Source organism: Hymenobacter sp. GOD-10R (genome assembly GCF_035609205.1).
Taxonomy (GTDB): Bacteria; Bacteroidota; Bacteroidia; order Cytophagales; family Hymenobacteraceae; genus Hymenobacter.
Map to the genome: position 1 here is coordinate 3540408 of NZ_CP141184.1, position 22341 is coordinate 3562748.

Annotated in this window: 15 protein-coding genes; 8 read left to right on the forward strand and 7 right to left on the reverse strand. The window is 57.3% G+C overall.

The features are described 5' to 3' along the window. Positions 1–399: 399 nt before the first annotated feature. The 3 genes from SD425_RS14145 to SD425_RS14150 all read left to right on the forward strand — a co-directional run bounded on the left by SD425_RS14145 (position 400) and on the right by SD425_RS14150 (position 6593). Positions 400–5328 carry a DNA repair ATPase gene (locus SD425_RS14145; protein WP_324670588.1) on the forward strand — a complete coding sequence of 1643 codons (4929 nt, stop codon included), beginning with the start codon at positions 400–402 and terminating at the stop codon, positions 5326–5328. A gap of 8 nt (positions 5329–5336) precedes the next feature. Then, positions 5337–5708, forward strand: a complete 372-nt coding sequence (locus tag SD425_RS30025) for a DUF3592 domain-containing protein (RefSeq protein WP_416381002.1) — start codon at positions 5337–5339, stop codon at positions 5706–5708. 147 nt (positions 5709–5855) lie between these two features. Next, the gene (locus tag SD425_RS14150; RefSeq protein WP_324670589.1) at positions 5856–6593 is read left to right on the forward strand and encodes a hypothetical protein; all 738 of its coding nucleotides are present in this window, start codon (positions 5856–5858) and stop codon (positions 6591–6593) included. 179 nt (positions 6594–6772) lie between these two features. Here SD425_RS14150 and SD425_RS14155 read toward each other — a convergent pair whose 3' ends face one another. After that, positions 6773–7783 carry an SDR family oxidoreductase gene (locus SD425_RS14155; RefSeq protein ID WP_324670590.1) on the reverse strand — a complete coding sequence of 337 codons (1011 nt, stop codon included), beginning with the start codon at positions 7781–7783 and terminating at the stop codon, positions 6773–6775. Positions 7784–8050: 267 nt separating this feature from the next. On the opposite strand from SD425_RS14155, the gene SD425_RS14160 reads away from it, so the two are divergent. Further along, positions 8051–10051 carry a hypothetical protein gene (locus SD425_RS14160; protein WP_324670591.1) on the forward strand — a complete coding sequence of 667 codons (2001 nt, stop codon included), beginning with the start codon at positions 8051–8053 and terminating at the stop codon, positions 10049–10051. Positions 10052–10172: 121 nt separating this feature from the next. Here SD425_RS14160 and SD425_RS14165 read toward each other — a convergent pair whose 3' ends face one another. The 4 genes from SD425_RS14165 to SD425_RS14180 form a co-directional block, all read right to left on the reverse strand. Continuing rightward, positions 10173–11165, reverse strand: coding sequence for a DUF4886 domain-containing protein (locus SD425_RS14165; protein WP_324670592.1), 993 nt, complete (start codon positions 11163–11165; stop codon positions 10173–10175). 154 nt (positions 11166–11319) lie between these two features. Beyond that, positions 11320–13470: a glycoside hydrolase family 97 protein gene (locus tag SD425_RS14170; protein WP_324670593.1), complete on the reverse strand. Its 2151-nt coding sequence runs from the start codon at positions 13468–13470 to the stop codon at positions 11320–11322. Between the two features lie 165 nt (positions 13471–13635). Beyond that, a complete protein-coding gene (locus tag SD425_RS14175; RefSeq protein WP_324670594.1) occupies positions 13636–14280 on the reverse strand; it encodes a hypothetical protein in 645 nt (214 codons plus the stop codon). A 392-nt stretch (positions 14281–14672) separates the two neighbouring features. Continuing rightward, complete coding sequence (locus SD425_RS14180) at positions 14673–15701, reverse strand: threonine aldolase family protein (RefSeq protein ID WP_324670595.1); 1029 nt, start codon at positions 15699–15701, stop codon at positions 14673–14675. 465 nt (positions 15702–16166) lie between these two features. Between SD425_RS14180 and SD425_RS14185 the strand changes: the two genes are divergently transcribed. After that, positions 16167–16562 carry an NUDIX domain-containing protein gene (locus SD425_RS14185; protein WP_324670596.1) on the forward strand — a complete coding sequence of 132 codons (396 nt, stop codon included), beginning with the start codon at positions 16167–16169 and terminating at the stop codon, positions 16560–16562. Between the two features lie 198 nt (positions 16563–16760). After that, positions 16761–17264: a peptide deformylase gene (locus SD425_RS14190; RefSeq protein ID WP_324670597.1), complete on the forward strand. Its 504-nt coding sequence runs from the start codon at positions 16761–16763 to the stop codon at positions 17262–17264. A 76-nt stretch (positions 17265–17340) separates the two neighbouring features. Here SD425_RS14190 and SD425_RS14195 read toward each other — a convergent pair whose 3' ends face one another. After that, entirely contained in the window at positions 17341–18744 is a 1404-nt protein-coding gene (locus tag SD425_RS14195) for a T9SS type A sorting domain-containing protein (protein ID WP_324670598.1), read from the reverse strand. Between the two features lie 322 nt (positions 18745–19066). Further along, on the reverse strand, positions 19067–20095 hold the full coding sequence (locus SD425_RS14200) for an SMP-30/gluconolactonase/LRE family protein (RefSeq protein ID WP_324670599.1): 1029 nt from the start codon (positions 20093–20095) through the stop codon (positions 19067–19069). A gap of 173 nt (positions 20096–20268) precedes the next feature. Here SD425_RS14200 and SD425_RS14205 point away from each other — a divergent pair, with 173 nt between their 5' ends. Beyond that, positions 20269–21351 (forward strand): SMP-30/gluconolactonase/LRE family protein, encoded by a 1083-nt coding sequence (locus SD425_RS14205; protein ID WP_324670600.1) that lies wholly within the window; start codon positions 20269–20271, stop codon positions 21349–21351. 60 nt (positions 21352–21411) lie between these two features. Further along, positions 21412–22341, forward strand: a complete 930-nt coding sequence (locus SD425_RS14210) for a DUF389 domain-containing protein (protein WP_324670601.1) — start codon at positions 21412–21414, stop codon at positions 22339–22341.

Genomic DNA, 22341 nt, shown 5'->3' on the forward strand with positions numbered 1-22341 from the left:
AATTCATCCACCACGACCCGGCAAGTAGTCAGCATCGTCCTTGGGCTGGTAGTCGGTGTTGCCTTATTTGCGGGCATCCTCTACCTCGTCAAAGCGGATAGGGCCGAAAAGCGGGCGTTGATTCTAAAAAACCCGGGGTATACCACGGGCATCATTACCCGGGTTAGAACCCACAGGCGGAAGCGGATATCCGTGCAGTATGTAGTTGGCGGCGTGAAATATTCCCTGAGAACGAGAGTGACCAGAGCCTTTTTGCGCACCCACGAAAAAGGTGACACGACTGCCGTCATCTATGCTATAACGGATCCAGCTACTGCTATTCTGAAGGCCCAATTGCGGCTCTCCACTAACACTAACTAGCCGTTTTTCTCTTTGCAAGGGTCTATGCCTTGCCCTCCTATGGAAGCTCAAGCCCCCACCCAACTCGAAACCGGCACCTACGAAATCCTGCGCAACCGCCTGCTCAAAAGCAGCACCGAGTTGCGGCAGCGCCTGGACAAGCTGAACGCGGAGCGCAAGCAGGTGTTTGGGGCGGTAGATACGCGCCTTATTGGCACCGGCCGCATTACCACCGAGAATAACTGCGTGCCCTGGGACATGGTACCGGTAGGGCAACGGTTTCTTTTTGGGTACAACGTGGTGCTGGGCCTGAAGGCGGAGCCGGATTTAGCCGACGTATTCGGGGCGTACGAGTATGCTGAGCACGAATTTCACCCCTTAGGCCTGGAGTTGCTGCAGAACCCGCAGTTTCTGGAGGAGTTCCGCAACCTGTACCGCTACTACAAGAACACGCAGTTCGTGAAGTTTGCAGTGATTGGGGCGCACCTGTTTATGGTGTTTCGGGTGGGCAAGAGTGCTTCGGATGTGAAGACGTTCAAGTGGCTCATACAGGGCGACACGCTCACCTACCTCGACAACCGCTCGGACCACGAATACACCTTTCCGCCCCAACACGAGTTCCAGTGGAAGCGCGCCACCCGCGACATGCAGCGCGGCGGCAAGCACCCCCACATCAGCATCGAAGACAAGGTGTTCGTGGAAACCATCGGCGGCGACCTGACCATCAAAGTCGAGGATAATACGACTACGGGGCAAGGTATCTTGGCCGAGCCCGTTGATGATAAGGACCAGTCGCTGGATGACTCGGAAATCTACTACGCGGTAGTCGGCAACCTCATTCTGCTCAAAATTCGGCCTTACCAGGAGCAGCAGTACCGTTACTTTATCTTCAACTACCGGCTCAAAACGGCCCAGCGCCTCGACGCGCTGGCGGAAGCGTGCGTGCTGCTGCCGGATGGGCAAGGCCTCATCTTTCCGCATGGCTTTTACCTGCAAACTGGCGACAACAAACTCTTCGACAATGGCTTGCGCGACATGCTGTTTGAGAAGCGCCTAGCTTCGCCCAACGGGGAAGATTTTCTCTACGTTTTCTATCAGAAGGAAGCAGGCACTTACCTACTACTGAGCTACAACCGCATTGCCCAGCGCGTCGACAACCCGATTGTTTGCCACGGCTACGCGCTATTTGAAAACGGGGAGCTGTGCTACTTCCGCGCTGACGACGAGCCCAAGAAGCACCACGCCGTACAGATCTGGCAGACGCCCTACACCGCGCCCGATTTTGAGTTGCCGGTCACGTCCGATTCGTACCTCTATAAGCTAGGCAATAAGGAAATTGTGCGGGCTATGAGCGAGGTGCAGGAGGTACTAACGCTCACTAGCAAAGATGACTCGTACGCCGGCCTCTACCTCGACCTCATCCGCCAAACGACTGCCCTCACCGACAGCTACCACTGGCTGCGCGAGCCGGCGGCCCAAAATCTAGCTGAGCCGCTGGGCGAAATCCGCCAGACGGCCACGGCGGCTGTGGAGGAGTTTGAAAAGGTACAGAGCATTCGCAAAAACACGGCGCAGCAAACCCAGGCGGTTTTCCAGAAGGCCGATGAGCTGACGGCCCGCATTCGTCGTGCCGCGCCCGATACCGTCACGGAGTTTGTGCAGTTGCTGGGCGAGCTGCGCGCAGTTCGAGGGCAGGTCATTTCCTTGAAAGAGCTCCGCTACGTGGAGTTGCCCACCGTGGAGCAGCACGCCGCCACCCTCGACACGCTGAGCAAGGAAGTAGCGACCCAAACCGTAGAATTCCTGCTAAAGCCGGATGCGCTGGCGCCCTACAGCCAGCGCGTGCAAGCCATTGCCGACAGCGTGGAGCAGGTGCAGAAAACCGTGGAAGCCGACCAGCGCGAGCAGGAAACCGCCACCGTAGCGCAGGAGCTAGAGTTGTTGATTGAGGTGGTGAGCAACCTGCCCATCCCCGACTCAACCCAAACCACGGCCATCATCGACAACATCTCCACGGTGTATGCCCGCTTCAACCAGATTCGGGCGGCCCTGAAAAGGCGGCGGCAAGCCCTAGCTGGCACCGAGGCCCAGGCCGAATTTACGGCTCAACTAAAGCTGTTGGAGCAGGCCCTGACCAACTACCTCGACCTAGCTGATACGCCCGCCAAGTGCGACGAGTATCTAACTAAGCTCATGGTGCAGCTGGAGGAGCTGGAAGGTAAGTTCCCCGATTTCGACCAGTTCTTGAGCCAACTGACCAGTCGGCGCGAGCAAGTAGTGGAGGCATTTGAAGCTAAGAAAGTAGCCTTGGTTGCGGCTCGTAATCAGCGTGCTACGGCCTTGCTGCAAAGCGCCGAGCGCCTCCTGAAAGCCGTGCAGAGCCGCGTGAGTCGCCTGGAATCGGTAGCCGACATCAACGGGTACTTCGCTGCCGATGTGATGGTGGAGAAGGTGCGTCAAACGGCACAAGAGCTTCTCAACCTAGGTGACTCCGTGAAGGCCGACGTCGTGCAGAGCCGCCTGAAAACCGTGCGCGAAGATGCCGTGGGCCAGCTCCGCGACCGGGCTGATTTATTTACCGACGGCGGCCAAACGATTAAGTTCGGCCCTCACGCTTTCACGGTCAACACCCAACCACTGGACCTGACAATGGTACTCCGCGACGGCGACCTGCACTACCACCTTACTGGTACCAACTTCTTCCAGAAAGTGGACAACCCAGCCGTGCTGGCAGCCCGCGCGGTCTGGGAGCAAACGGCCGTGTCGGAAAACCAGGAGGTGTACCGGGCTGAATACCTAGCTTGGCGCATCCTACAAGCGGCGCAGCACCCCGCGCCCGCCGACCTCGATACTGGCCGGCCCGCCGTGCTGTCCATTTCTGACCTAGCTCACTTAAGCCAGGCAGAACTGCTGACCTACGTGCAGCAATTTATGGCTCCGCGCTATCAGGAAGGCTACCTCAAAGGGGTGCATGACCACGACGCGGCCTTGCTGCTCGCGGCCTTGGTGCGCCTCACCCGCAGCGCCGACTTGCTACGCTACCCCGCCGACACGCGCGCCGCCGCGAGCTTGTTTTGGCTTCGGTTCGCTGATCCCGACCAACGAGCGCACTGGGAGCGGCAGCTACAAGGCATTGGCGTGCTGCTCCAGGTTTTCCCCGAGTCGCAGGAATTTGACGAGCTTAAAGCGGAGCTACAAGCGGCCGTGGAAGGCTTCGCGCAGGCTACCGGCTTGTTTACCCTAGGTCAGGTGCTCGAAGCGGGCGATTATCTGTTTCACGAGCTAACTCATACCGGTAACTTCATTATTGCCGCGGAGGCGGCAGAGTTGTATCAGCAGTTCCAGAAGTCGTTGCAGGGGCGGCAGGCCACGGAGTTGTTTCAGCAGTCGGTCATTGGGTTGCAAGATCAGCCAGCGGCTCAGCTACTTCTGATTCGGCAATGGTTACAGGCGTATTTGCGGCAGGCACCCTCGGCTACTACACTGGCCGATTTTTGCAATGAGTGCGCCGTGTTGCTGCTCACCACCACCTACGAGGCGGCGCGGGTGGTGCACACCCCGTTGCGCGAAACCTTGACCGGCTTTCAAGGCACACACCCGCGGATTGTGGCGAATAATGAAGGCTCCGCAGCTATCAACGAGTATCTCCTAAATTTCCCCGATTTCCGGCGGCGCTTGCTGCACTACGACCGCACCACGGTGCCGCAGTTCGAGGCTTTTCAGGAGCTAAAAAAGCAGCTATTAGTCCAAGCCGCTGCCGATTTGCGTCTCGAAGATTTCCGCCCGCGCGTACTCACTTCCTTCGTGCGCAACCGTCTCATCGACCAAGTGTATCTCCCTCTGATCGGGGCGAACCTAGCCAAGCAGATCGGCACGGCGGGTGAGGGCAAGCGCACTGACTTGATGGGTCTGTTGCTGCTCATCTCGCCGCCCGGCTACGGCAAAACAACATTGCTGGAATACGTAGCCAACCGTCTGGGGCTCATCTTTATGAAGATCAACGGTCCGGCCATCGGTCACGCCGTCACCAGTGTTGACCCCGCGCAAGCGCCCAACGCGGGTGCGCGGCAGGAGCTAGAGAAGCTAAACCTAGCTTTTGAGATGGGCGACAATGTGATGATCTACCTGGACGACATTCAGCACTGTCATCCCGAGTTCCTGCAAAAGTTTATTTCCCTCTGCGACGCCCAGCGCAAAATTGAGGGCGTGTACCAGGGCCGGGCCCGCACCTATGATTTCCGCGGCCGCAAGGTGTGCGTGGTGATGGCCGGCAACCCCTACACGGAGAGCGGCGAAGTATTCCGCATCCCCGACATGCTCGCCAACCGCGCCGACATTTACAACCTAGGGAATATTCTCACGGCCGGCTCCGAAGAAGCGTTTCGCCTCTCCTACCTCGAAAACGCCCTGACCAGCAACACCGCCCTAGCTCGCCTAGCCACCCAGAGCCCCCAAGACGTGCCCGCCCTCATTCGCCTGGCCGAAACTGGTCAAGCCGATGGCCTTAGCTTCGAGGGTAACCATGCCCCCGAGGAGTTAAACGAATACGTGGCCGTGCTCCAAAAGCTGGTGCGTCTTCGCGACGTAGTAGCCCGCGTAAACGCCGCTTACATTGCCAGCGCCGCCCAGGCCGACGCCTACCGCACCGAGCCGCCGTTCAAGCTCCAAGGCTCGTACCGCAACATGAACAAGCTAGCTGAAAAGGTGCGCCCCGTGATGAACGCGCAGGAAATTGAGCAATTGTTAGCCTCCCACTACGAAGGCGAAGCCCAAACCCTAACCAGCGCTACCGAGGCTAACCTACTCAAGCTGCGCGAATTGCTCGGCTGGCTCACGCCCGCAGAAGAAACCCGCTGGCAAGAAATCAAAACCACTTTCCGCGACAACCTCCGCAACTCCGGCGCCGGCCAGCTCCTGCAAATGCTCGACAAGCTGGAAAGCATTGCGGGTGGGTTAAGTGGGATTCGAGAGGTGCTAAAACGTCCTTAACGGTGGAGATGCAGTTTACGCCCGATCAGCTTCCGACTGTCCTTATTGGCCTTCTGCTATTGTGGTTAGGCGTGCGTTTCAGACGTCAGTATCGCCGCCTTCGTCAACAAGGAGTCCTTACTACTGGTATCGTTGTTGGCCACAACGATGGCCCTATCGTTACTTTTCACACAACAGATCAACAATCAATAACGGTGAAGCCTTCGTTTAACTCTTCGAAATCTCACTACTACACAGGGAAGTCTGTCAGTCTGTATTACAACCCTGATAACCCGCATGATTTTGTTCTCGACACGCTGGAGCATCAGGCCATGCCTTTTTTATTCATCATCGGGGGTATCATCTTTTTCGTCGGTGGACTTTGTATACAATTAAGATGATTTGCGCCGTACAAGAAGTTCGTTGCAGGATACGGTAAGCAATATCCTTTTTTCTCGCCAGCTAACACTCCGAGCCGAAAACCCGTTGAAGCTCAACTGCCCAAGCCTTCGTGGCTTTTGATTAGCTCAACGAAACGTTTTTTGGTTATGAGAAAACAGCTTGTTATAGCGGCCTTCGGCTTGCTTGCGATGCGCATGCCCGCGACGGCCCAAAATATGGACCTCGGCGGCGCCCTCGACCTGCCCCAGCTCGTCCAAACCCTGACCATGAGTGCCGCTATCCGGGCCGACGCAGAACGCCGGGCAACCGAGAAAGGCATCAAGCTATCCGATTCCGATGCGGCCACTACCAAGAGTACCGCACGCCTGACGTATACGCCCACCGCCAGTTTGCGGCAGCAAACGGTACAAAACCTAGCCCAACGCCTGCAAACCAGCAACCCGGCCCAAGCCAAAGCGTTGAACGCAGCCTTTGGGCCGGGCAAAACCGACTACGGCCAGCTGTACGCGGCGGGACTCAAAGGCTCCGGCTTTCAAGACAATGACGCAGCTAGCGCCTTGGCTGCGTACCTGGAAATAGCTTATGTGGTAGCCAACAACGTGCAGGACACCAAGGCCATTACCCCCGCCATGGACCGCGGCTTACGCACGCAAGCGGCCGGTTTACTACGCAAAAACACCAGCCTGACCGATGCCAGCACCGTAGCAAAGCTAGGCGAAGAGCTAAAGCTGCAAACCCTTATCCTATTATCGGGGTGGCAGCAGAGCCTCAAAACCGGCCAAACGGCAAGTTTCAGCAGCAACATTGCCCAGCAGTTTGCCAATCAATACCATTTCGACCTGACTCAGGTGAAGCTTACCGAACAAGGCTTCACGAAGAAGTAGCTAACTGCAACGGCCGGTAATGCACTTTGCTTACTACTAAAATGAACACAAAAAGCGCTGCCTAAATAGGCAGCGCTTTTAACAATCTTTAGACAACTATCAGGCAGCTACTTAGGCGCTTTGCCCTGAAATTCGATACTCGGTTGCGCTTCATTCTTTCGCCAGGACCTAGGTTGCTACTACGGATGACCTTTACCACCGGCGGCACCATATATCTGACCGGTAGCGTAGCTGGCGCCGGGGTCGGCGAGCTGCACGTAAATCGAAGCTAGCTCAGCGGGCTGACCGGGCCGACCTAGGGGCGTGTCACCGCCAAACTTCTGCTGCTTTTCTGGGGTGGAGCCTCCTTTGGCTACCTGCAAGGGCGTCCAGATGGGGCCAGGAGCTACGCCATTCACGCGGATGCCTTTAGGCCCGAGCTGCTTAGCCAGCGACCGTACAAAGTTGGTGGTAGCGGCTTTCGTTTGCGCATAGTCGTAGAGGTCGGCGGAGGGGTCGGTGGCCTGTTCGGAGGTGGTACCAATGATGGCCGAGCCGGGCTTTAGGTGCGGCAACGCAGCTTTGATAATCCAGAACGGCGCGTAAATATTGGTCTTGATTGTCCAGTCGAATTGCTCGGTGGAGATGTCCAGAATGGACTCGTGCGACTGTTGTCGCGCAGCATTGCTGACCACAATATCCAACCCACCTAGCTGACGCACAGCGTCATCCACGAGCTTCTTACAAAAGGCTTCGTCGCGCAGGTCGCCGGGAATAGCCACGGCTTTCTGCCCGGCCGCCTTGATGAGCTTCACCACTTCTTGGGCGTCGGGCTCCTCGGCGGGCAGGTAGTTGATGGCAACGTCGGCACCTTCGCGAGCGAAGGCAATGGCGGCGGCACGGCCCATGCCGGAGTCGCCGCCCGTAATCAGCGCTTTGCGGCCTTTCAGGCGGCCCGAACCTTTGTAGCTGTTCTCGCCGTGGTCGGGGCGCGGCTCCATTTTGCTGGCCAGTGCCGGCCAGGGCTGCTCCTGCGGTTTAAACGGCGGTTTGGGGTAGGCCGTGGTCGGATCTTTCAATGGTTCGGCGGCTACCTCAGCGGCATTATTTGCTCCTTCGGCAGATAATACAGGGCTTACAGCGGCAACAGCCAGGCTAGCGCCAAGACCGGTAAGTATCTGGCGACGATTGAGTTTATTTTCTTCTTCCATACTGACCTCCAACGACGCCAGCTACCTTTTAGTTAGTGCGTTTTCCGGGCAAATAGTCAAACCTGGGCCGTTTATGTAGAGACTTCAGTCTTTCTTCTGCTGACTGTAAGCAAGAGGCTTAAAACGATTTAGCAGCAGCTATTTGGCAAATTTCTTTATTTGTCGAACTTCAGGGCCACTCAACCAGCCACGGCTAGCCTGTTTCGCAGGCAGCTAGCTTGCCGGCCCAGCTCCTCCTTCCGTTCCCTCCCACCCAAAGCACTCTGTATGGTCGTTCTTGCCCGTTACATATGGCCGCTGGCAGCCCTGTTTGCCGCCCCTGACCATACCGAACCTTCTACCGCAGCGCTTGCGCCGCCCGCAACTGTAGCGCCAAGCCAACCAGCAGCTTTTCAGCCCAGTGCTTTTCACCCTTTGCCCCTGGGCGCTATCAAGCCTACGGGCTGGCTTCAGCGCCAACTGCGCATTCAGGCCGACGGCTTGAGTGGGCACCTCGATGAGTTCTGGCCCGACCTAGGGTCGAACAGCGCTTGGCTGGGCGGCTCAGGCGAGGGTTGGGAACGAGGTCCTTACTACCTCGACGGCCTGCTGCCCCTCGCCTACCTGCTCGACGACCCTACGCTAAAGGCTAAGGCGCAAAAGTGGATCGACTGGACGCTGCAGAGCCAGCGTCCCGACGGTGGCATTGGCCCGGCCAAAAACAAAGACTGGTGGCCCAACATGCTGATGTTGAAGTGCCTCATGCAGTACCAAGAAGCCACCAACGATGCACGCGTGCTGCCGCTGATGGAACGGTATTTCGCTTACCAGAGCAGCCAGCTAGCTGCTACTCCGCTACACGAATGGGCCAAATACCGCTGGGCCGAGGAGTTGCTGCCAATTCGCTGGACCTATGAAAAGACCAAGAACCCGCAGCTGCTCACGCTGGCGGCGCAACTAGCCGAGCAAGGCTACAACTGGCAGCAGCTATACGCTAACTTTCCATTCACGAGCCCGACCAACGTGGAGAGCCTAGGTCTGAAGGGTGGCTTGTCGGAAACGTCGTTGCAGGCCCACGGCGTGAACAACGCCATGGCTCTAAAAATGCCTGTGTTATGGGGCATGACGGGCGGTATCCCTGCCGATCGGCAGAGCATCTACCAGCAGCTACGCATGCTCGACCAGTACCACGGGCTACCTAACGGCATGTACAGCGGCGATGAGCACTTCGCGGGCCGTAATCCGTCGCAAGGCATCGAACTGTGTGCGGTGGTGGAGGCTCAGTATTCCTACGAGGAACTGCTAGCGTTGCTCGGCGACCCTACTTTTGGCGACCGGCTGGAGAAAATCACCTTCAACGCGCTGCCCGCCACCTTCGACCCCACCATGTGGGCTCACCAGTACGACCAGCAGCCTAACCAGGTGCTGGTGAGCAAAGCTAAGCGGCCGTGGTCGACCAATGGCGACGATTCCAACGTGTTTGGGCTGGAGCCGTGGTTTGGTTGCTGCACGGCCAACATGCACCAAGGCTGGCCCAAGTTCACCTCTCACCTATGGATGGCCTCACCCGACGGCGGGCTGGTGGCGGCCGCTTACGCACCCAACAAGGTAACGGCGCCCGTGCGCGGCGGTGAGGTCATTACGATTCGGGAAGATACTGATTATCCGTTCCGGGAAACCGTCCGCTTCACGGTGGAAAACGGAGCCAAACAGCCGTTCGCGCTGCGTTTGCGCATTCCAGCCTGGGCCACGAAGGCCACTGTTACGGTCAACGGCAAACCGGCGAAAAGGCCCAAAGCAGGCACCTTCTACGTGCTGGAGCAAGCCTGGAAAGCCAACGATGTGGTGGAGCTTCGCCTGCCCATGGAGGTGCGCGTACCGGCTGGGTTCAACCAATCGGTGTCGGTGGAGCGTGGGCCGCTGGTGTACGCGCTGAAGCTAGGAGAAAGCTGGTCGAAGCTGCGCGACCGGCCCACTGCGGCCGACGATTATGAGGTGCACGCCACCACGCCCTGGAACTACGGCCTGCTGCTAGGTACCAAGCCCGCTGCGGCCTTTAAGGTGCAGGAAAGACCAACGACAGGCGTCGTTTTTTCGCCCGGCGAAGCCCCCGTTGAACTGCGCGTGTCTGGCGTGCGGTTGCCTCAGTGGGAGCTAGCTCAGAACTCGGCTGCTCCAGTGCCCGCAAGCCCAGTGACTCGGCCTACTGGCGCTCAGTCTGAAACCCTTACCCTTATTCCGTATGGTGCGGCCAAGCTGCGCATTACGTCGTTTCCGGTGGTGAAGTGAGCTGCGGCCACCTTCTAAAACGGTCATTCCGAACAACGTGAGGAATCTGAATACCACTCAAGCTGGCGATTCAGATTCCTCACGTTGTTCGGAATGACCGTTTTGGCTTTACTATTTGTTCCTAACTTTTCTTCAGCGGCGCGGCTTTGCGGGCGGCACGCACTTGCTCGGCTGCAACGCGTTGCAGCCGTTCGGCATCTTGGGGCGTAATACCTAGGTCGGCGGCGGCTTGCTCTTTGGCACCAAGTGTACGCGGATCTTTACCGGTTATTTCGGCAAACAGCACGCAGGCGTTCAGGTACGAACCCCAGTTGCTAGGGTGGTAGTTATCGGCGCCCCATAGGTTGACTTTGCCGGCTTCGGGGCTGTAGGGGTTGCGAATGGCTACGCCTTCCTTGATAGCCCGCAGCCACGCATCGCCGGCGGGCGCCACGCCGGCCATGTGGCCGTTCTGCTGAGCTAGCCCGTAGTAGCCGCGGTTCAAATCCTGGGTCATCGAGTCGACGGGCAGGCCGCTGTAGGCTTTGCCCTCGGGGTAGGTTTGGTCGGCGCGGGCCCAGGTTTCGTAGAGGTATACCTTGGCGCTAGGGTTGCGGGCGTGCACGGTTTGCTCCAAGCGAGTGCCGTACTCTTGGAACAAATCAGGGTGGCCGGTGCGGCGGGCAGGGAGCGTCCACATGCTGTGCTCTTGCAATACCACTGCGTCCCAACCTGGTTTATCGACTACGGCGCGGGCACTGTCGTAGTGAAACTTTAAGGGCATGCCGCTAATCGACTCTAAATGTACTTCATAGGCTAGCCCTGCTTCGTCGGTGAGCTTCTTGAAAATGGCCGGAATGCCGCCCCACGGCCCACCTCGCTCGTGCCGTGGGCTGCGCTCGGGCACTGTCGCATTTTCGTCGGTAATGGCAGCGGTGTTGTACTTCAGCACGGGCTCAAAATGCCCATGGAAGAAGCTGTTCCCAACGAACAGAATTATCACGGGCTTCTTCCCCGCAGCTTTGGTCATCGGTTTGGTCGCCGGGGAAGGTTGCGCGGTAGCTAGCGTAGCAAAACCTAGCCCCAGACCTAGCAAGGTTAAGCGGCGTACTGTGTTGAGGAAGTGTAGTGGCATTTACAAGAACAAAAGGGGTTGTGTTTGAACAGCGTCACATGGTGCTTAAACTGTCATTCCGAATGAAAAGAGGAATCTGAGTTAACGTTCGTAACGATTCAACTCAGATTCCTCCTTTCATTCGGAATGACAAATAAGATCAAACAGAATCTATCTACTTACCAGCTTCTACCACGCTGATGGCGTAGCCGCCGCCGGGCGCGCAGTACTGGCTCAGCTTGGTCTTGTTGGTCACGTTGACTTTGCGGATCTGATAAGCTTGGGGGTTCTTCTCGTAGTGGGCGTTCTTGGCGTCGGTGTAGATGGTGGCCACGTACTTTTTGCCAGGGTCCAGGAAAGCTAGGTCAATTTTAGAGGTGCGGCCGTTTTCGTCGCAGGTGCTGCCGACAAACCAGCTGCTCTTGCCCTTGGCCTTGCGGGCGTAGGTGATGTAGTCGCCGGGCTCTGCTTCGAGCACTTTGGTGTCGTCCCAGTCCACGGCCACGTCCTTGATGAATTGAAAGGCATCGAGGTGCTTATTGTAGGTTTCGGGCAGGTCGGCGGCCATTTGCAGGGGGCTGTACATGGTCACGTACAGAGCTAGCTGTCGGGCCAAAGTGCTGTGCACAAAGGACGTATTCTGCGGATTATAGGCACTCACCTTGGTCTGGAAGATGCCGGGCGTGTAGTCCATGGGACCGCCGATAAGGCGGGTGAAGGGCAGAATAGTGGTGTGGTCGGCGTTGTTGCCGCCAAACGACTCGTATTCGGTGCCGCGGGCGGCTTCATTGCCGATCAGGTTCGGGTAGGTGCGCGCTAGGCCGGTGGGGCGCACAGCTTCGTGGCCGTTGACCATGATCTTGTGCTCGGCGGCTTTCTCCAGCACGTATTGGTAGTGGTTGTTCACCCACTGGTCGTAGTGGTGGTGGCCCAGCGGCACGATGTCGCCCACGTAGCCGGTTTTCACCGCGTTGTAGCCGTATTTGTTCATGAACTGAAACGCCGAGTCGAGGTGGCGCTCGTAGTTGCGCACCGAGCCCGAGGTTTCGTGGTGCATAATGATCTTCACATTCTTGCTAGCAGCGTAGCGGTTCAGCTCGGCCACATCGAAGTCCGGATAAGGCGTCACGAAGTCGAACACGTAGTCTTTGTGCTTGCCGAACCAGTCTTCCCAGCCTGTGTTCCAGCCTTCTACCAGCACCGCGTCAAAGCCATGTTTGGCGGCAAAGTCGATGTACTCCTTCACGTGGGCGGTGTTGGCGCCGTGGGTACCGTTGGGCTTTACCTTGGAATAGTCAACGGAATCGAGCTTGATGTTTTCCAAGTTCGTGTACGACCACGTGCTTTTGCCCGTAATCATCTCCCACCACACGCCCACGTACTTCACGGGCTTGATCCAGGACACGTCCTTGTACTTGGTGGGCTCGTTCAGGTTCAGCACTAGCTTTGATTCCAGAATGGCACCGGCCCGGTCGCTGACGATGATCGTGCGCCAAGGTGAATTGGCCGGCGTCTGGATCAGACCTTTGTCACCGACGGCGTCGGGCGTCAGGTGCGACTCCAATACGAAGTTCTTGTCATCCAGCTCCAGGTGCATGGCCGAGTAATCGATCAGGGCAGCTTCGTGAATGTTAATGTAGAGCCCGTCTTTGCTTTTGAGCATGAGCGGGGTTTGCACGCCCGTGGGCGAAAACGGCGTCTGCGAGGCGTTGGGTGTGGTGGCGGCTTTCATCAGGCCGCGTACCTGCGAGAGGTTGCTCGTGACGGTGCTGTACTCCTGGGTGTCGTAGTCGCCGGGCAGCCAGAAGGCTTTGTGGTCGCCGGCCAGCGCAAACTGCGTGCGTTCTTCCTTAATGGTGAAGTAGTCGAGCTTGGGCTGGCGCGGAAACTCGTAGCGAAAACCTAGGCCGTCGTCGTAGAGGCGAAAGCGCACCCGGATTGTGCGCTGGGTTTCGGCCTGGGTGAGCGTCACGGCCAGCTCGTTGTAGTGGTTGCGAATGCTTTTCACCTCGCCCCACACTGGCTGCCAAGTTTCATCGAAGCTGCGCTGCTTGGTGTCAGCGACCGTGAAGCCGTTCATCAGGGCCGGCGCATTTTTCAGCTCTAGACCTAGCTTGCTGGGCTTGATAACGTCGCGGCCTTTGTAGGTGAGGTGGTAGGTGGGCACGCCGCCGTTTTGGAGGGCAAACTGCAGCGTGAGCTGGGTATTGGGCGACTTGATTTCCTGCGCTTTGGCAACCTGCCAGAGCAAACACAAACAGAGGAAAACAAGGGTGCGACGAGCCTTCAGACGCAACGGCTCGGCGGAGAATAGGTAGTGCTTCATGGGTGGAACGTGCACGTAGTAAAACAAAAAACGGCGCAATCCCACGTTGCGGCAGGATTGCGCCGTAAACCTCGGCAAGATACTCTAAGAGCGTCGGATAGCACTTAACTCAGCTATAGTATAACGGCACAGTTTGTCGTAACGCCTACTTTCTCAGATCAGCAGCTAGTGCACAAAACTTAGCTTCAGCCCTAGCTCTGGCACAGGCCAAAAGTGCTGGATTGTGGCGTCTGCCAAAACCTGTGCATTCCATAGCCCCAGACCGGCATAGGCATCTAGTAGGCCATGACCGCCTAACCGCCGCTGCATGCCCCAGAGCGCGGTGATGGAGGTGTACTCGTAATTATATCCTCGATAATCCCGTTTGTACCACCAGCAACTGGCCGTTTGCAAAGCGAGGTAGTTGCCCACAAAAGGCCCAGTGGCTCGTCCGTGCTGCTGGCGCTTCTGTTGGTTGTAGTAGTGGCGCACGCCCACATCATAGCCGAGCGAGTTCAAACCAATAGGCCGCTCAGGCCGGAACGAGTTACGCTCTTCGCCAAACAGATAAATTCCGCTGAACCCGCTGGCATATAGGCTCCATCTTCGACTAAACTGCAACTCAAAGCCTGGCACCACCGGCAGCGCCAAACCACCCGAACCGAAGGCAAAGCCTCGTGTGAGCCCCGTGCCGAGCTTGAGCATGACCGATCTTGTAGCTACCAGAGCAGCCACCGAATCCTTTGAAACAGTCGTTATGGTCTGGGCGGTTGCCGATACTGTGAGGCCAAACACGAGCCCGCCTACAATGAGAACTAAACGAGGTGACATAGATTGTGGAATTTCACAGCCTTTTCGTTGCTTGAGGCTTCTCCCCAAGTAGGTTGTCCTTTCGACCAGCGGAGAATTCTTGCGAGGAGCGGTAAGGTCTACCTAGCGTCAGCCCCTTTACGCTTCACGCGGTAGCCGCGGGCGCGGGCATAGGTGTGGGTAAACGGCGAGCAGCACCTGCTACTGGAGAGCCCCGTGGCTATTTGTTGCTCTAAAATTAGCAGCCCTTTTCCTCCTCTCCAATGCTCACGTACATGCACTGGCGATACGGCCTACCAAATTGCCAGAACCTCCCCCTGAGTTGTCAACACCTAGCTCTATAAGCAAAATGCCGCGCCCTAGGAGGACGTGGCATTTGCTTGTTGAGTTGTAATGCGGAAATCCGTTCGGCGCTACGCTCGGCTATAGGTACGGAGTGCCTCGATAAACTGATCGACGGCGTGCGCCGGCGTGGCCCACGAGGTAATCAGGCGGATGGCCGACTGCTGCGCGTCCACTTGCTTCCAGACGTAAAAGCCGAACTCACCCTTGAGTTGATCAATAACGGTGTTAGGCAGAATGGGGAAGATCTGGTTGGTTTCGGACACGGTTAGCAGGTGATACCCTAGCTCCTGCACTACGCGAGCTATTTTCTGCGCCATGGCATTGGCGTGCGCTGCTAGCTCAAACAGCAGTCCATCCTGCAAAAGCGTCGCAAACTGCACTCCGAGCACCCGGCCTTTTGCGAGCAGGGCGCCCCGCTGTTTTAGGTGGTATTTGAAGTCGGGCTGCAACGCGGGGTTGTTGATGACGATGGCTTCGCCCAGCAGGGCACCGCATTTTGTGCCACCTAGGTAGAACGCATCGGTGAGCCGGCCAATGTCGGCTAGGGTTAGGTTGGTAGAGGCAGCGAGGGCCATGGGCAGGCGGGCGCCATCGAGGTAGAGCAGCAGGCCATTGGCGCGGCAATACTCCGAGAGAGCCGTCAGCTCGTCCTTGGTGTAGGTGGTACCGATTTCGGTGGAATTAGAGATGTACACTACCCGCGGCTTTACCGTGTGGTAGGGCGGCGATTTTTGAAGTAATGGCGCCACGTCTTCCGGCCGCAACTTACCATCGGGTGTGGCGGCTACTTCGATTTTGTGCCCCGTAGCCTCAATGGCGCCCGCCTCGTGCACGAAAATATGACCCGTTTGGGCCGCAATAACCGACTCATACGACTTCAGGAAGGCATTTAGCACGAGCAGGTTGGCGATGGTGCCGCCGTGTACGAAATGCACGTCTGCCGCCGGATTTTCGAGTTGGCTCCTTAACAACTCAATGGCTTGCGTAGAGAATTCATCGAAGCCATAGCCAACCTGCTGCGACAAATTGGTACGCGTTAGTGCTTCCAGAATAGCGGGGTGACACCCTTCAGTGTAATCGTTGGTGAACAGAATCATAGGTATTCGCTTGCGGAAGAATAAGCCGAGCCGCCGCAACACTCTGCTAGCGGTGGCAGCTAGGCACTAGGTAAGTGGGTTTATGGACAGCAGATTGCCCGAAGAGTTGCGCCTAGGCGCCGGCAAAGCTAGCGCCAAGTGCGTCAGTGTAACCGTTTTTCAGGACCTAGTTCAACCCGATTTTTCTACAATTCAGTCGCTTTTTTACCAGCTACTGTATTTCCACCTAGGTGTAGCAGAAGCGGGTCCCGGGTTTAGGGCCGCTACTTGATTCGTTTTAACACGTCAACTACTCGGCTCATGCTCAACGCTGCCTCTCTCTTTTTGGTCGCTCGCCGTTTGCTAGTTTTAGGAGTACGCCCGGCTTTTTTCCAGCTAATCCCCCTATGATTACCGGCAAGCCGCATCACGGCTTATTTAGAAGCGATTATAAAGTACCAGCCACTTAACCATCAACAACTTAGTATGATTGACAAAGTAGCCTGGCTGCACCTGGAAGAAGGTAAAGTGCTGAGTACGCGCAGCCGTGGCAAAGACCGGTATTATTTTCCCGGCGGCAAACGCGAACCAGGCGAGACTGACGCTGAAACGCTGCTGCGCGAAATTGAGGAAGAGCTTACCGTTGCGCTCGACCCAGCTAGCCTGTTGTACGCAGGCACGTTTGAAGCCCAAGCCCACGGGCATCCGGAGGGTGTATTGGTGCGCATGACCTGCTACCGAGCCCGCTACCAAGGCACGCTGCAACCCGCTGCCGAAATCGAAGAACTGGCCTGGCTAACCTACAAAGACCGCGACCGGGTATCGGCGGTCGATCAAATCATTTTTGACTGGCTGAAGGAACGCGGCTTACTAACGGATTAGCCCTCACCCGGCCCCTCGCCAAAACAGAGAGGCCGGGTGGGAACCACATTTCATGTGGACTTTTGCCTAATTCAGTCGGGACTTGCTACACTCGTGGCGCGTCTTCTTGGCGGGCACCTTGCTCTTTCTCCTGCTCAACATGTTGTGCGTGGCAGGCGGCTCGTACCTGGCAACCTAATTTATCTGTTACTTGGCAGCATGAAAACGATTGCCGATTTGCTGCTCCTAGGTGACCCACGGCTTTACGAAACGTGCGACCCAGTACTGGAAGCTGACTTACCGCAAGTAGCCGGCTGGGTGGCCGACTTGCACGCCGTGATGGAGGATATTCGAGCAACGTACCACTTTGGCCGGGGCATTGCGGCTCCTCAGCTAGGTATCATGAAGCGCCTCGTTTACCTTAACATCGACCGGCCGCTAGTGCTGCTCAATCCGGAGCTAGTGCAACTCAGCGAGGCCACCTTCGCCCTCTGGGATGACTGCATGAGCTTCCCCAACCTGCTGGTGCGCGTGCAACGCCACGAAGCACTAACCGTGCGCTACCGCGATGAGCACTGGCAGGAACAAACCTGGCGGATAGACGACCGCGCCCTCGCGGAACTGCTCCAACACGAATGCGACCACCTCGACGGCGTTCTGTGCACCATGCGTGCTATCGATGGTCAATCATTCAAGTGGCGCCCTACTCCGCAAGCTAGCTAGCCCAGCCCAAAGCCACCCGCAAGGCTAGGTGACGTTAAGCAAGGCTAGCGCAAAGACTGCGCAAGGGGCAGCCTGGCTACTCGTGCCGCACCTTGCACAAGGTGCTCTGACCATCCACTACCAGTTGCAGCAAATACAAACCCGCGGGCAACGTGGGCAGCTTGTCTAGGGTGCAAACGCCGGTGCTTAGCTCATCGACGGTGAACGGGTGACGGCTCAGCACTTGGCCAGTCAGGCTCAATAGTCGGGCCTCGCCGCTTTCCCCAGCTGTTGTAGATAGCGTGAGCGTTAGGGTTTGCGCAAAGGGATTGGGAAAGGTTTCTACCGATTGGCTCGCTCCCGTTGAGACAACCTCCACGGGCGAGTAGGCGCTCGTACCGTCAACGTCGATTTGGTGCAGGCGGTAGTACGTGATGCCCGATGTCGTAGGACGATGTTGGAACGCATAGTCGGTGCTGGTGCTCACGGTGCCAGCGGCGGGCACCTCGCCCACGGGCACGAAGGTGTGGCCGTCGGAGCTAGCTTCTACCACAAACTTCTCGGCATTTTGCTCACTGGCGGTGCGCCACGCAAGGTGCACTTGTCCACTGGCCTGCGTGCGGCCTCGGAAATACGTCAACTCCACCGGCAAGACCGTTAGTGCTTGGGAGTTGTAAGCTACGAACGCCACGTCGCTGCTGCCACTTAGCTTCACCTGAAACTTGGCAATGCGGTTGTAGTCGGCCGGCACGATGCCAAAGTCGGAGAAGTCGGCGGTCCACAGACGCAGGTCGCGGGGCGTTTTGGTAAAGCTCCCTGCCAATGTCATTGGGCTCTGCGAGCCTTCGTAGAAGTCGGCCATCCATCGGCCTACAACCGGAAAGCTACTGCTGTAGGTAACCGTAACGGCTTTGCCCACCACCACATCGTTGGCATCCAGAAAGCTGTACACATCTGACGAACCCGCAGGGTCGGCGAACTGCGTCACCAAAATGTCGGGCACGCCATCGTTGATAGCGGCTTGCTGCACCTCGCCAGCGGTAAACGTGAGCAGGCCCGCAGGGATATTAGCTACCCCAGTACCTATATCGAGGCCGTTAGGGCCATCGGTGAGGTAACGGGCTAGGTCGCGCACAGGCGGCGGACTACTTGGCCCGTTATCAACTTTATCGTAGAGCTGCCCGAGCCCAACCTTGGTAAGCGAAGTAGGAGCGGCACTGATGGCTGACACGGGCAAAGCGCGATACTTCCCTGGTTTGAACGTGAGGCTAGCTTTTGTGAGTCGCGCGTCGCTTACGCCAGTTGAGTAGCGAATGCCGTTCGCCGAAAAAGCCAGTAGATAATGGGAGCTGTCAGGCAGGATAGCACTTACATTGCCGCTGCCGCTTTGCCAGATGCCTCGATATGTGGTAACAATTTCCGTTACGTAGTTGATGCTTTGGGCACGTGCCCCAACTGCCAAGCCTAGTAAACCTAGGCCCAGTATCATTTTTCTAATCATAAGTCTTCCCCCAACGGGCTATAAACCAATAGGAACGCTTGAAAAATAGCGGGTGGGAGGCAGAGAGAGGCGCAGCTAGCTGAAAACAGCGAAAAGACTGAATTGTACTCTACCCATTTCAGGTGACTTACTTTCAGCAAGACAAAGGTAGATACATAGAATATTTCTATTTATTGGAATAATTGTCTATAAATAAGAATGTAGCAAACCCGCTAAAATCTATGCCAGTAAAATGGGTTGGAATAGGGTTCGGGAAGTGAGCATAGCTGCAGAAACCCCAGGTAGGGATGTACCAATTTGAGAAATCCAAAGTAGCTTGCGTTTAGGGCTTGCCCGTGAAACCCTGCGTCAACGTATTGATACGACACAACCACGAACCAGTAGCCAGGTACAGCGTGCGGCCATCGTCGCCCCAGGCGCAGTTGGCCACCACCTCGCCCGGGTCGATGGTACCTAGGTGCTGACCCTGCGGGGACAGCACCACCACGCCACCAACGCCCGCCGCCCACACATTGCCCTGCCGATCTACCTTCAGGCCATCGGGCACTTCTTTGAACCGCACTTTCGGCAACGTGCTCATGTCGAAGAACACGCGGCTTTTCCCAAGCTTTCCATTCGAGCGCACCTCGTAGGCCATAATCACGGGGCGTAGCGAGTCGGCATTGGAAATGTAGAGCGTGCGGCCGTCGGGAGTAAAAGCTAGGCCGTTGGCTTTACTTAACTCACTGATTTCCTGTGTCACCTTGCCGTCGGGCGCGAGGCGGTATACGCCGCTCACGTTAATTTCGCGAAGCGGATCTTTGTCTTGCTCGGGTAAACCAAATGGCGGATCGGTGAAGTAGATCTGCTGGGAAGTTGGGTGGGCCAGCACGTCGTTGGGGCTGTTGTAACGCTTGCCTTGGTAGTTGTCGGTGAGGGTGCGTTTGCCGCTTTTGCCGGCAAGTGGCAGGCTTGCTAGGCGCCGGTCGCCATGCTCGCAGATGAGCAAATTGCCGCGGCCATCGAGAGCTAGGCCGTTGCTGCCGGGCTCTTTGCTGTAAGGCATTCGACCCGTGTAGCCGCTTTTCTCCACAAACTTCGACAGGCCATATTTCGCCGACCATCGGTAAATCGTCCGCTCCTTAGTGTCGGAGAATAGCAACATGCTGCTATCGGGCACCCACACAGGGCCTTCAATGTGGTCGAAACCAGCCGCCACGATTTCGATTTTGGCATCGGGAGCAAGCACCTGATCCAACCCCGGGGCCTGCCGCACGACGCGACCCGTAGTGGTGAATGAAGCAGTCTGGGCGTAACCGTGAGTCGCCGCGACACACAGCAACGAGCTAAAAAACAAGGCATTAAAACGCATGATAGACCTAGGTTAGCGGGCTCCGCTAGCCTGGGCGCCCGGCTGTTCTACCCACGGTGCAGGGCGAAGGTTGCTTTCCGTTAGCCCAACCTTCGCCGGAAGCCGGGCGTAGGCACAGGCTAGCTACCGCACCACTGCGGCAGCTGTTTGGCTGCTAACAGCCTGCTTCCTGCATGAAAAAAATATTTTTATTCTTCCTTTTTGGCGGCATGCTCGCTAGCGCGTCGGCTTTTGCCCAATCAGCAGAAGTGCCACTAGAAGAAGTAGCGCAGTTTGGTCGCCACCAGCCCATTGGCGTGGCCGTGTCGCAGCAGGGGCGCATTTTTGTGACCTTTCCTAAGAAGAAAAAAGACTTCGATTATTCCTTGGCGGAAATCGTGAACGGGCAACGTCGCCCCTACCCCGACGCCACTTGGAATCAGTGGGACTCGACCCAAGCCACCACGCGCTTCGTGAACGTGCAGGCCTTGTTTGTGGACCAGAATGACGCACTCTGGGTACTCGACCCGGCCAACCCCGAGGATGAAGCCCCCGTGCTAGACGGCATCAAGCTGCTGAAAATCAACCTGGCGACGAATAAGGTGGAGCGCATCTACCGGTTTGAGGACCTGCCCCGCGAGCGGTCGGGCCTCAACGATGTGCGCGTGGATGTGAAAGCGCAAGTAGCTTACCTCTCCGACCCCAAGCTCGCCGCTATCGTGGTGCTCGACCTGCGTACGGGCAAGAGCCGCTTGGTGCTGCAAGGCCATAAGTCGGTGATGGCGGCGCCGGGTTTCGTGCTGCGCATCGACGGCAAGGAAGTGAAAGACAAAAACGGGAAGCCCTTCAGCAGCAACGTCAATGGCATTGCTCTCACCCACGACTACCGCTACTTCTATTACCGGGCCATCAATCAAACCAAGCTCTACCGCATCGAGACGCAGTATTTGCGCAACGCGGCGCTGCCCGCCGCCGAGGTGGCCAAGCACGTGGAGGAAGTGGGTGAAACCGGCATTTCGCACGGCATGATTGCCGACCAAGCCGGCAATGTGTACCTCACCGATTCACCCAACCACGCCGTGCGCCGCGTGACGCCAGCAGGCCGACTCGAAACAGTTGCCAAAGACGGTCGTCTGCATTGGCCCGACTCCTTCGGCCTAGGCCCCGATGGCTACCTCTACCTCACGGCGGCCCAAATTAACCGTACGGCAAAGTGGAATAACGGCCAGGATCTGGTGGAATATCCTTTCCGCCTCTACCGGATGAAGCTACGATAAGCAGCTCATCTGCAACAATCTAATCTGAATTTCTAAGCGCTTGCGCCTTGCCTTTTTCTAATGCATCGAACCCTAGAACTTACTATACCCTCTACCGCCACCGATTCTCTTCAGCAAGAGCTAGCTTCGCTGGATTCCGTTATTGGCCTAAGCTTACAACGTGGCGCTTCGCTCAAACCCGTCGGTGATGTGCTTACGGTGCACGTGCTCAACCGAGGCGCCGATGAGGTACTGCGCCGAGCCCGCGCCGCCGTGCAGAAGCGCGAAGATCTGAGCGTCGTCACGAGTGAGGTAGCTAGCTTCATTTCGCCTGCCGACCACCACGCCGTAGATGATGACCGCGACGAAGCCATTTGGGAGGAAATGGAAAGCGGTCTGCGCCACCAAGGCCGTATCACTACCAACTATTTAGTACTCATGGGGCTAGGTGGTATCATTGCTGCCATCGGGCTCGTATCCGATCCAGTGCCGCAGGCCGTCGCCTTCGTTGCATCGGCCATCATTGCGCCCGGCTTCGATCCTATGACGAAAGTACCGCTGGGCTTGGTGCTCCAGCGCTGGGTTCTGGTGTGGCACGGCCTGAAATCAGCTTTTGCAGGGTATGCGGTCCTCATTGCCGCATCGGCAGCCACGATGGCCGCGCTCATTGCCACCGGCGAAACGGATGCTACGGCTTTGGCGACCAACAGTGAAGTAGAACACTTGATGCACCCCAAGCTGACGGAACTCCTGGTGGCAGCGGCCGGGGCACTGGCGGGCGTGGTTATGTTGGCCGCATTCCGTCGCAGCTTCCAGGCCGGGCCTCTTATTGCCATGGCCTTCATTCCGGCGGCAGCCCTCATCGGCGCGGGCTTAGTTGTGGGTCGCCCCGACCTAGCAGTAGAAGGCTTGGAACGGTTTGGCGCCGACTGGGGCTTTATTGTAAGCTTGGGGGTGCCATTCTTATGGCTAAAGCAACGCTTTCTGCACCGCCGGCAGCCCTTGGTGTAA

What these genes read in the sequence shown, in the direction of transcription:
- SD425_RS14145 (WP_324670588.1), top strand. Translation starts at nt 400, where the DNA reads ATGGAAGCTCAAGCCCCCACCCAACTCGAAACCGGCACCTACGAAATC.
- SD425_RS30025 (WP_416381002.1), top strand. Translation starts at nt 5,337, where the DNA reads ATGCAGTTTACGCCCGATCAGCTTCCGACTGTCCTTATTGGCCTTCTG.
- SD425_RS14150 (WP_324670589.1), top strand. Translation starts at nt 5,856, where the DNA reads ATGAGAAAACAGCTTGTTATAGCGGCCTTCGGCTTGCTTGCGATGCGC.
- SD425_RS14155 (WP_324670590.1), bottom strand. Translation starts at nt 7,783, where the DNA reads ATGGAAGAAGAAAATAAACTCAATCGTCGCCAGATACTTACCGGTCTT.
- SD425_RS14160 (WP_324670591.1), top strand. Translation starts at nt 8,051, where the DNA reads ATGGTCGTTCTTGCCCGTTACATATGGCCGCTGGCAGCCCTGTTTGCC.
- SD425_RS14165 (WP_324670592.1), bottom strand. Translation starts at nt 11,165, where the DNA reads ATGCCACTACACTTCCTCAACACAGTACGCCGCTTAACCTTGCTAGGT.
- SD425_RS14170 (WP_324670593.1), bottom strand. Translation starts at nt 13,470, where the DNA reads ATGAAGCACTACCTATTCTCCGCCGAGCCGTTGCGTCTGAAGGCTCGT.
- SD425_RS14175 (WP_324670594.1), bottom strand. Translation starts at nt 14,280, where the DNA reads ATGTCACCTCGTTTAGTTCTCATTGTAGGCGGGCTCGTGTTTGGCCTC.
- SD425_RS14180 (WP_324670595.1), bottom strand. Translation starts at nt 15,701, where the DNA reads ATGATTCTGTTCACCAACGATTACACTGAAGGGTGTCACCCCGCTATT.
- SD425_RS14185 (WP_324670596.1), top strand. Translation starts at nt 16,167, where the DNA reads ATGATTGACAAAGTAGCCTGGCTGCACCTGGAAGAAGGTAAAGTGCTG.
- SD425_RS14190 (WP_324670597.1), top strand. Translation starts at nt 16,761, where the DNA reads ATGAAAACGATTGCCGATTTGCTGCTCCTAGGTGACCCACGGCTTTAC.
- SD425_RS14195 (WP_324670598.1), bottom strand. Translation starts at nt 18,744, where the DNA reads ATGATTAGAAAAATGATACTGGGCCTAGGTTTACTAGGCTTGGCAGTT.
- SD425_RS14200 (WP_324670599.1), bottom strand. Translation starts at nt 20,095, where the DNA reads ATGCGTTTTAATGCCTTGTTTTTTAGCTCGTTGCTGTGTGTCGCGGCG.
- SD425_RS14205 (WP_324670600.1), top strand. Translation starts at nt 20,269, where the DNA reads ATGAAAAAAATATTTTTATTCTTCCTTTTTGGCGGCATGCTCGCTAGC.
- SD425_RS14210 (WP_324670601.1), top strand. Translation starts at nt 21,412, where the DNA reads ATGCATCGAACCCTAGAACTTACTATACCCTCTACCGCCACCGATTCT.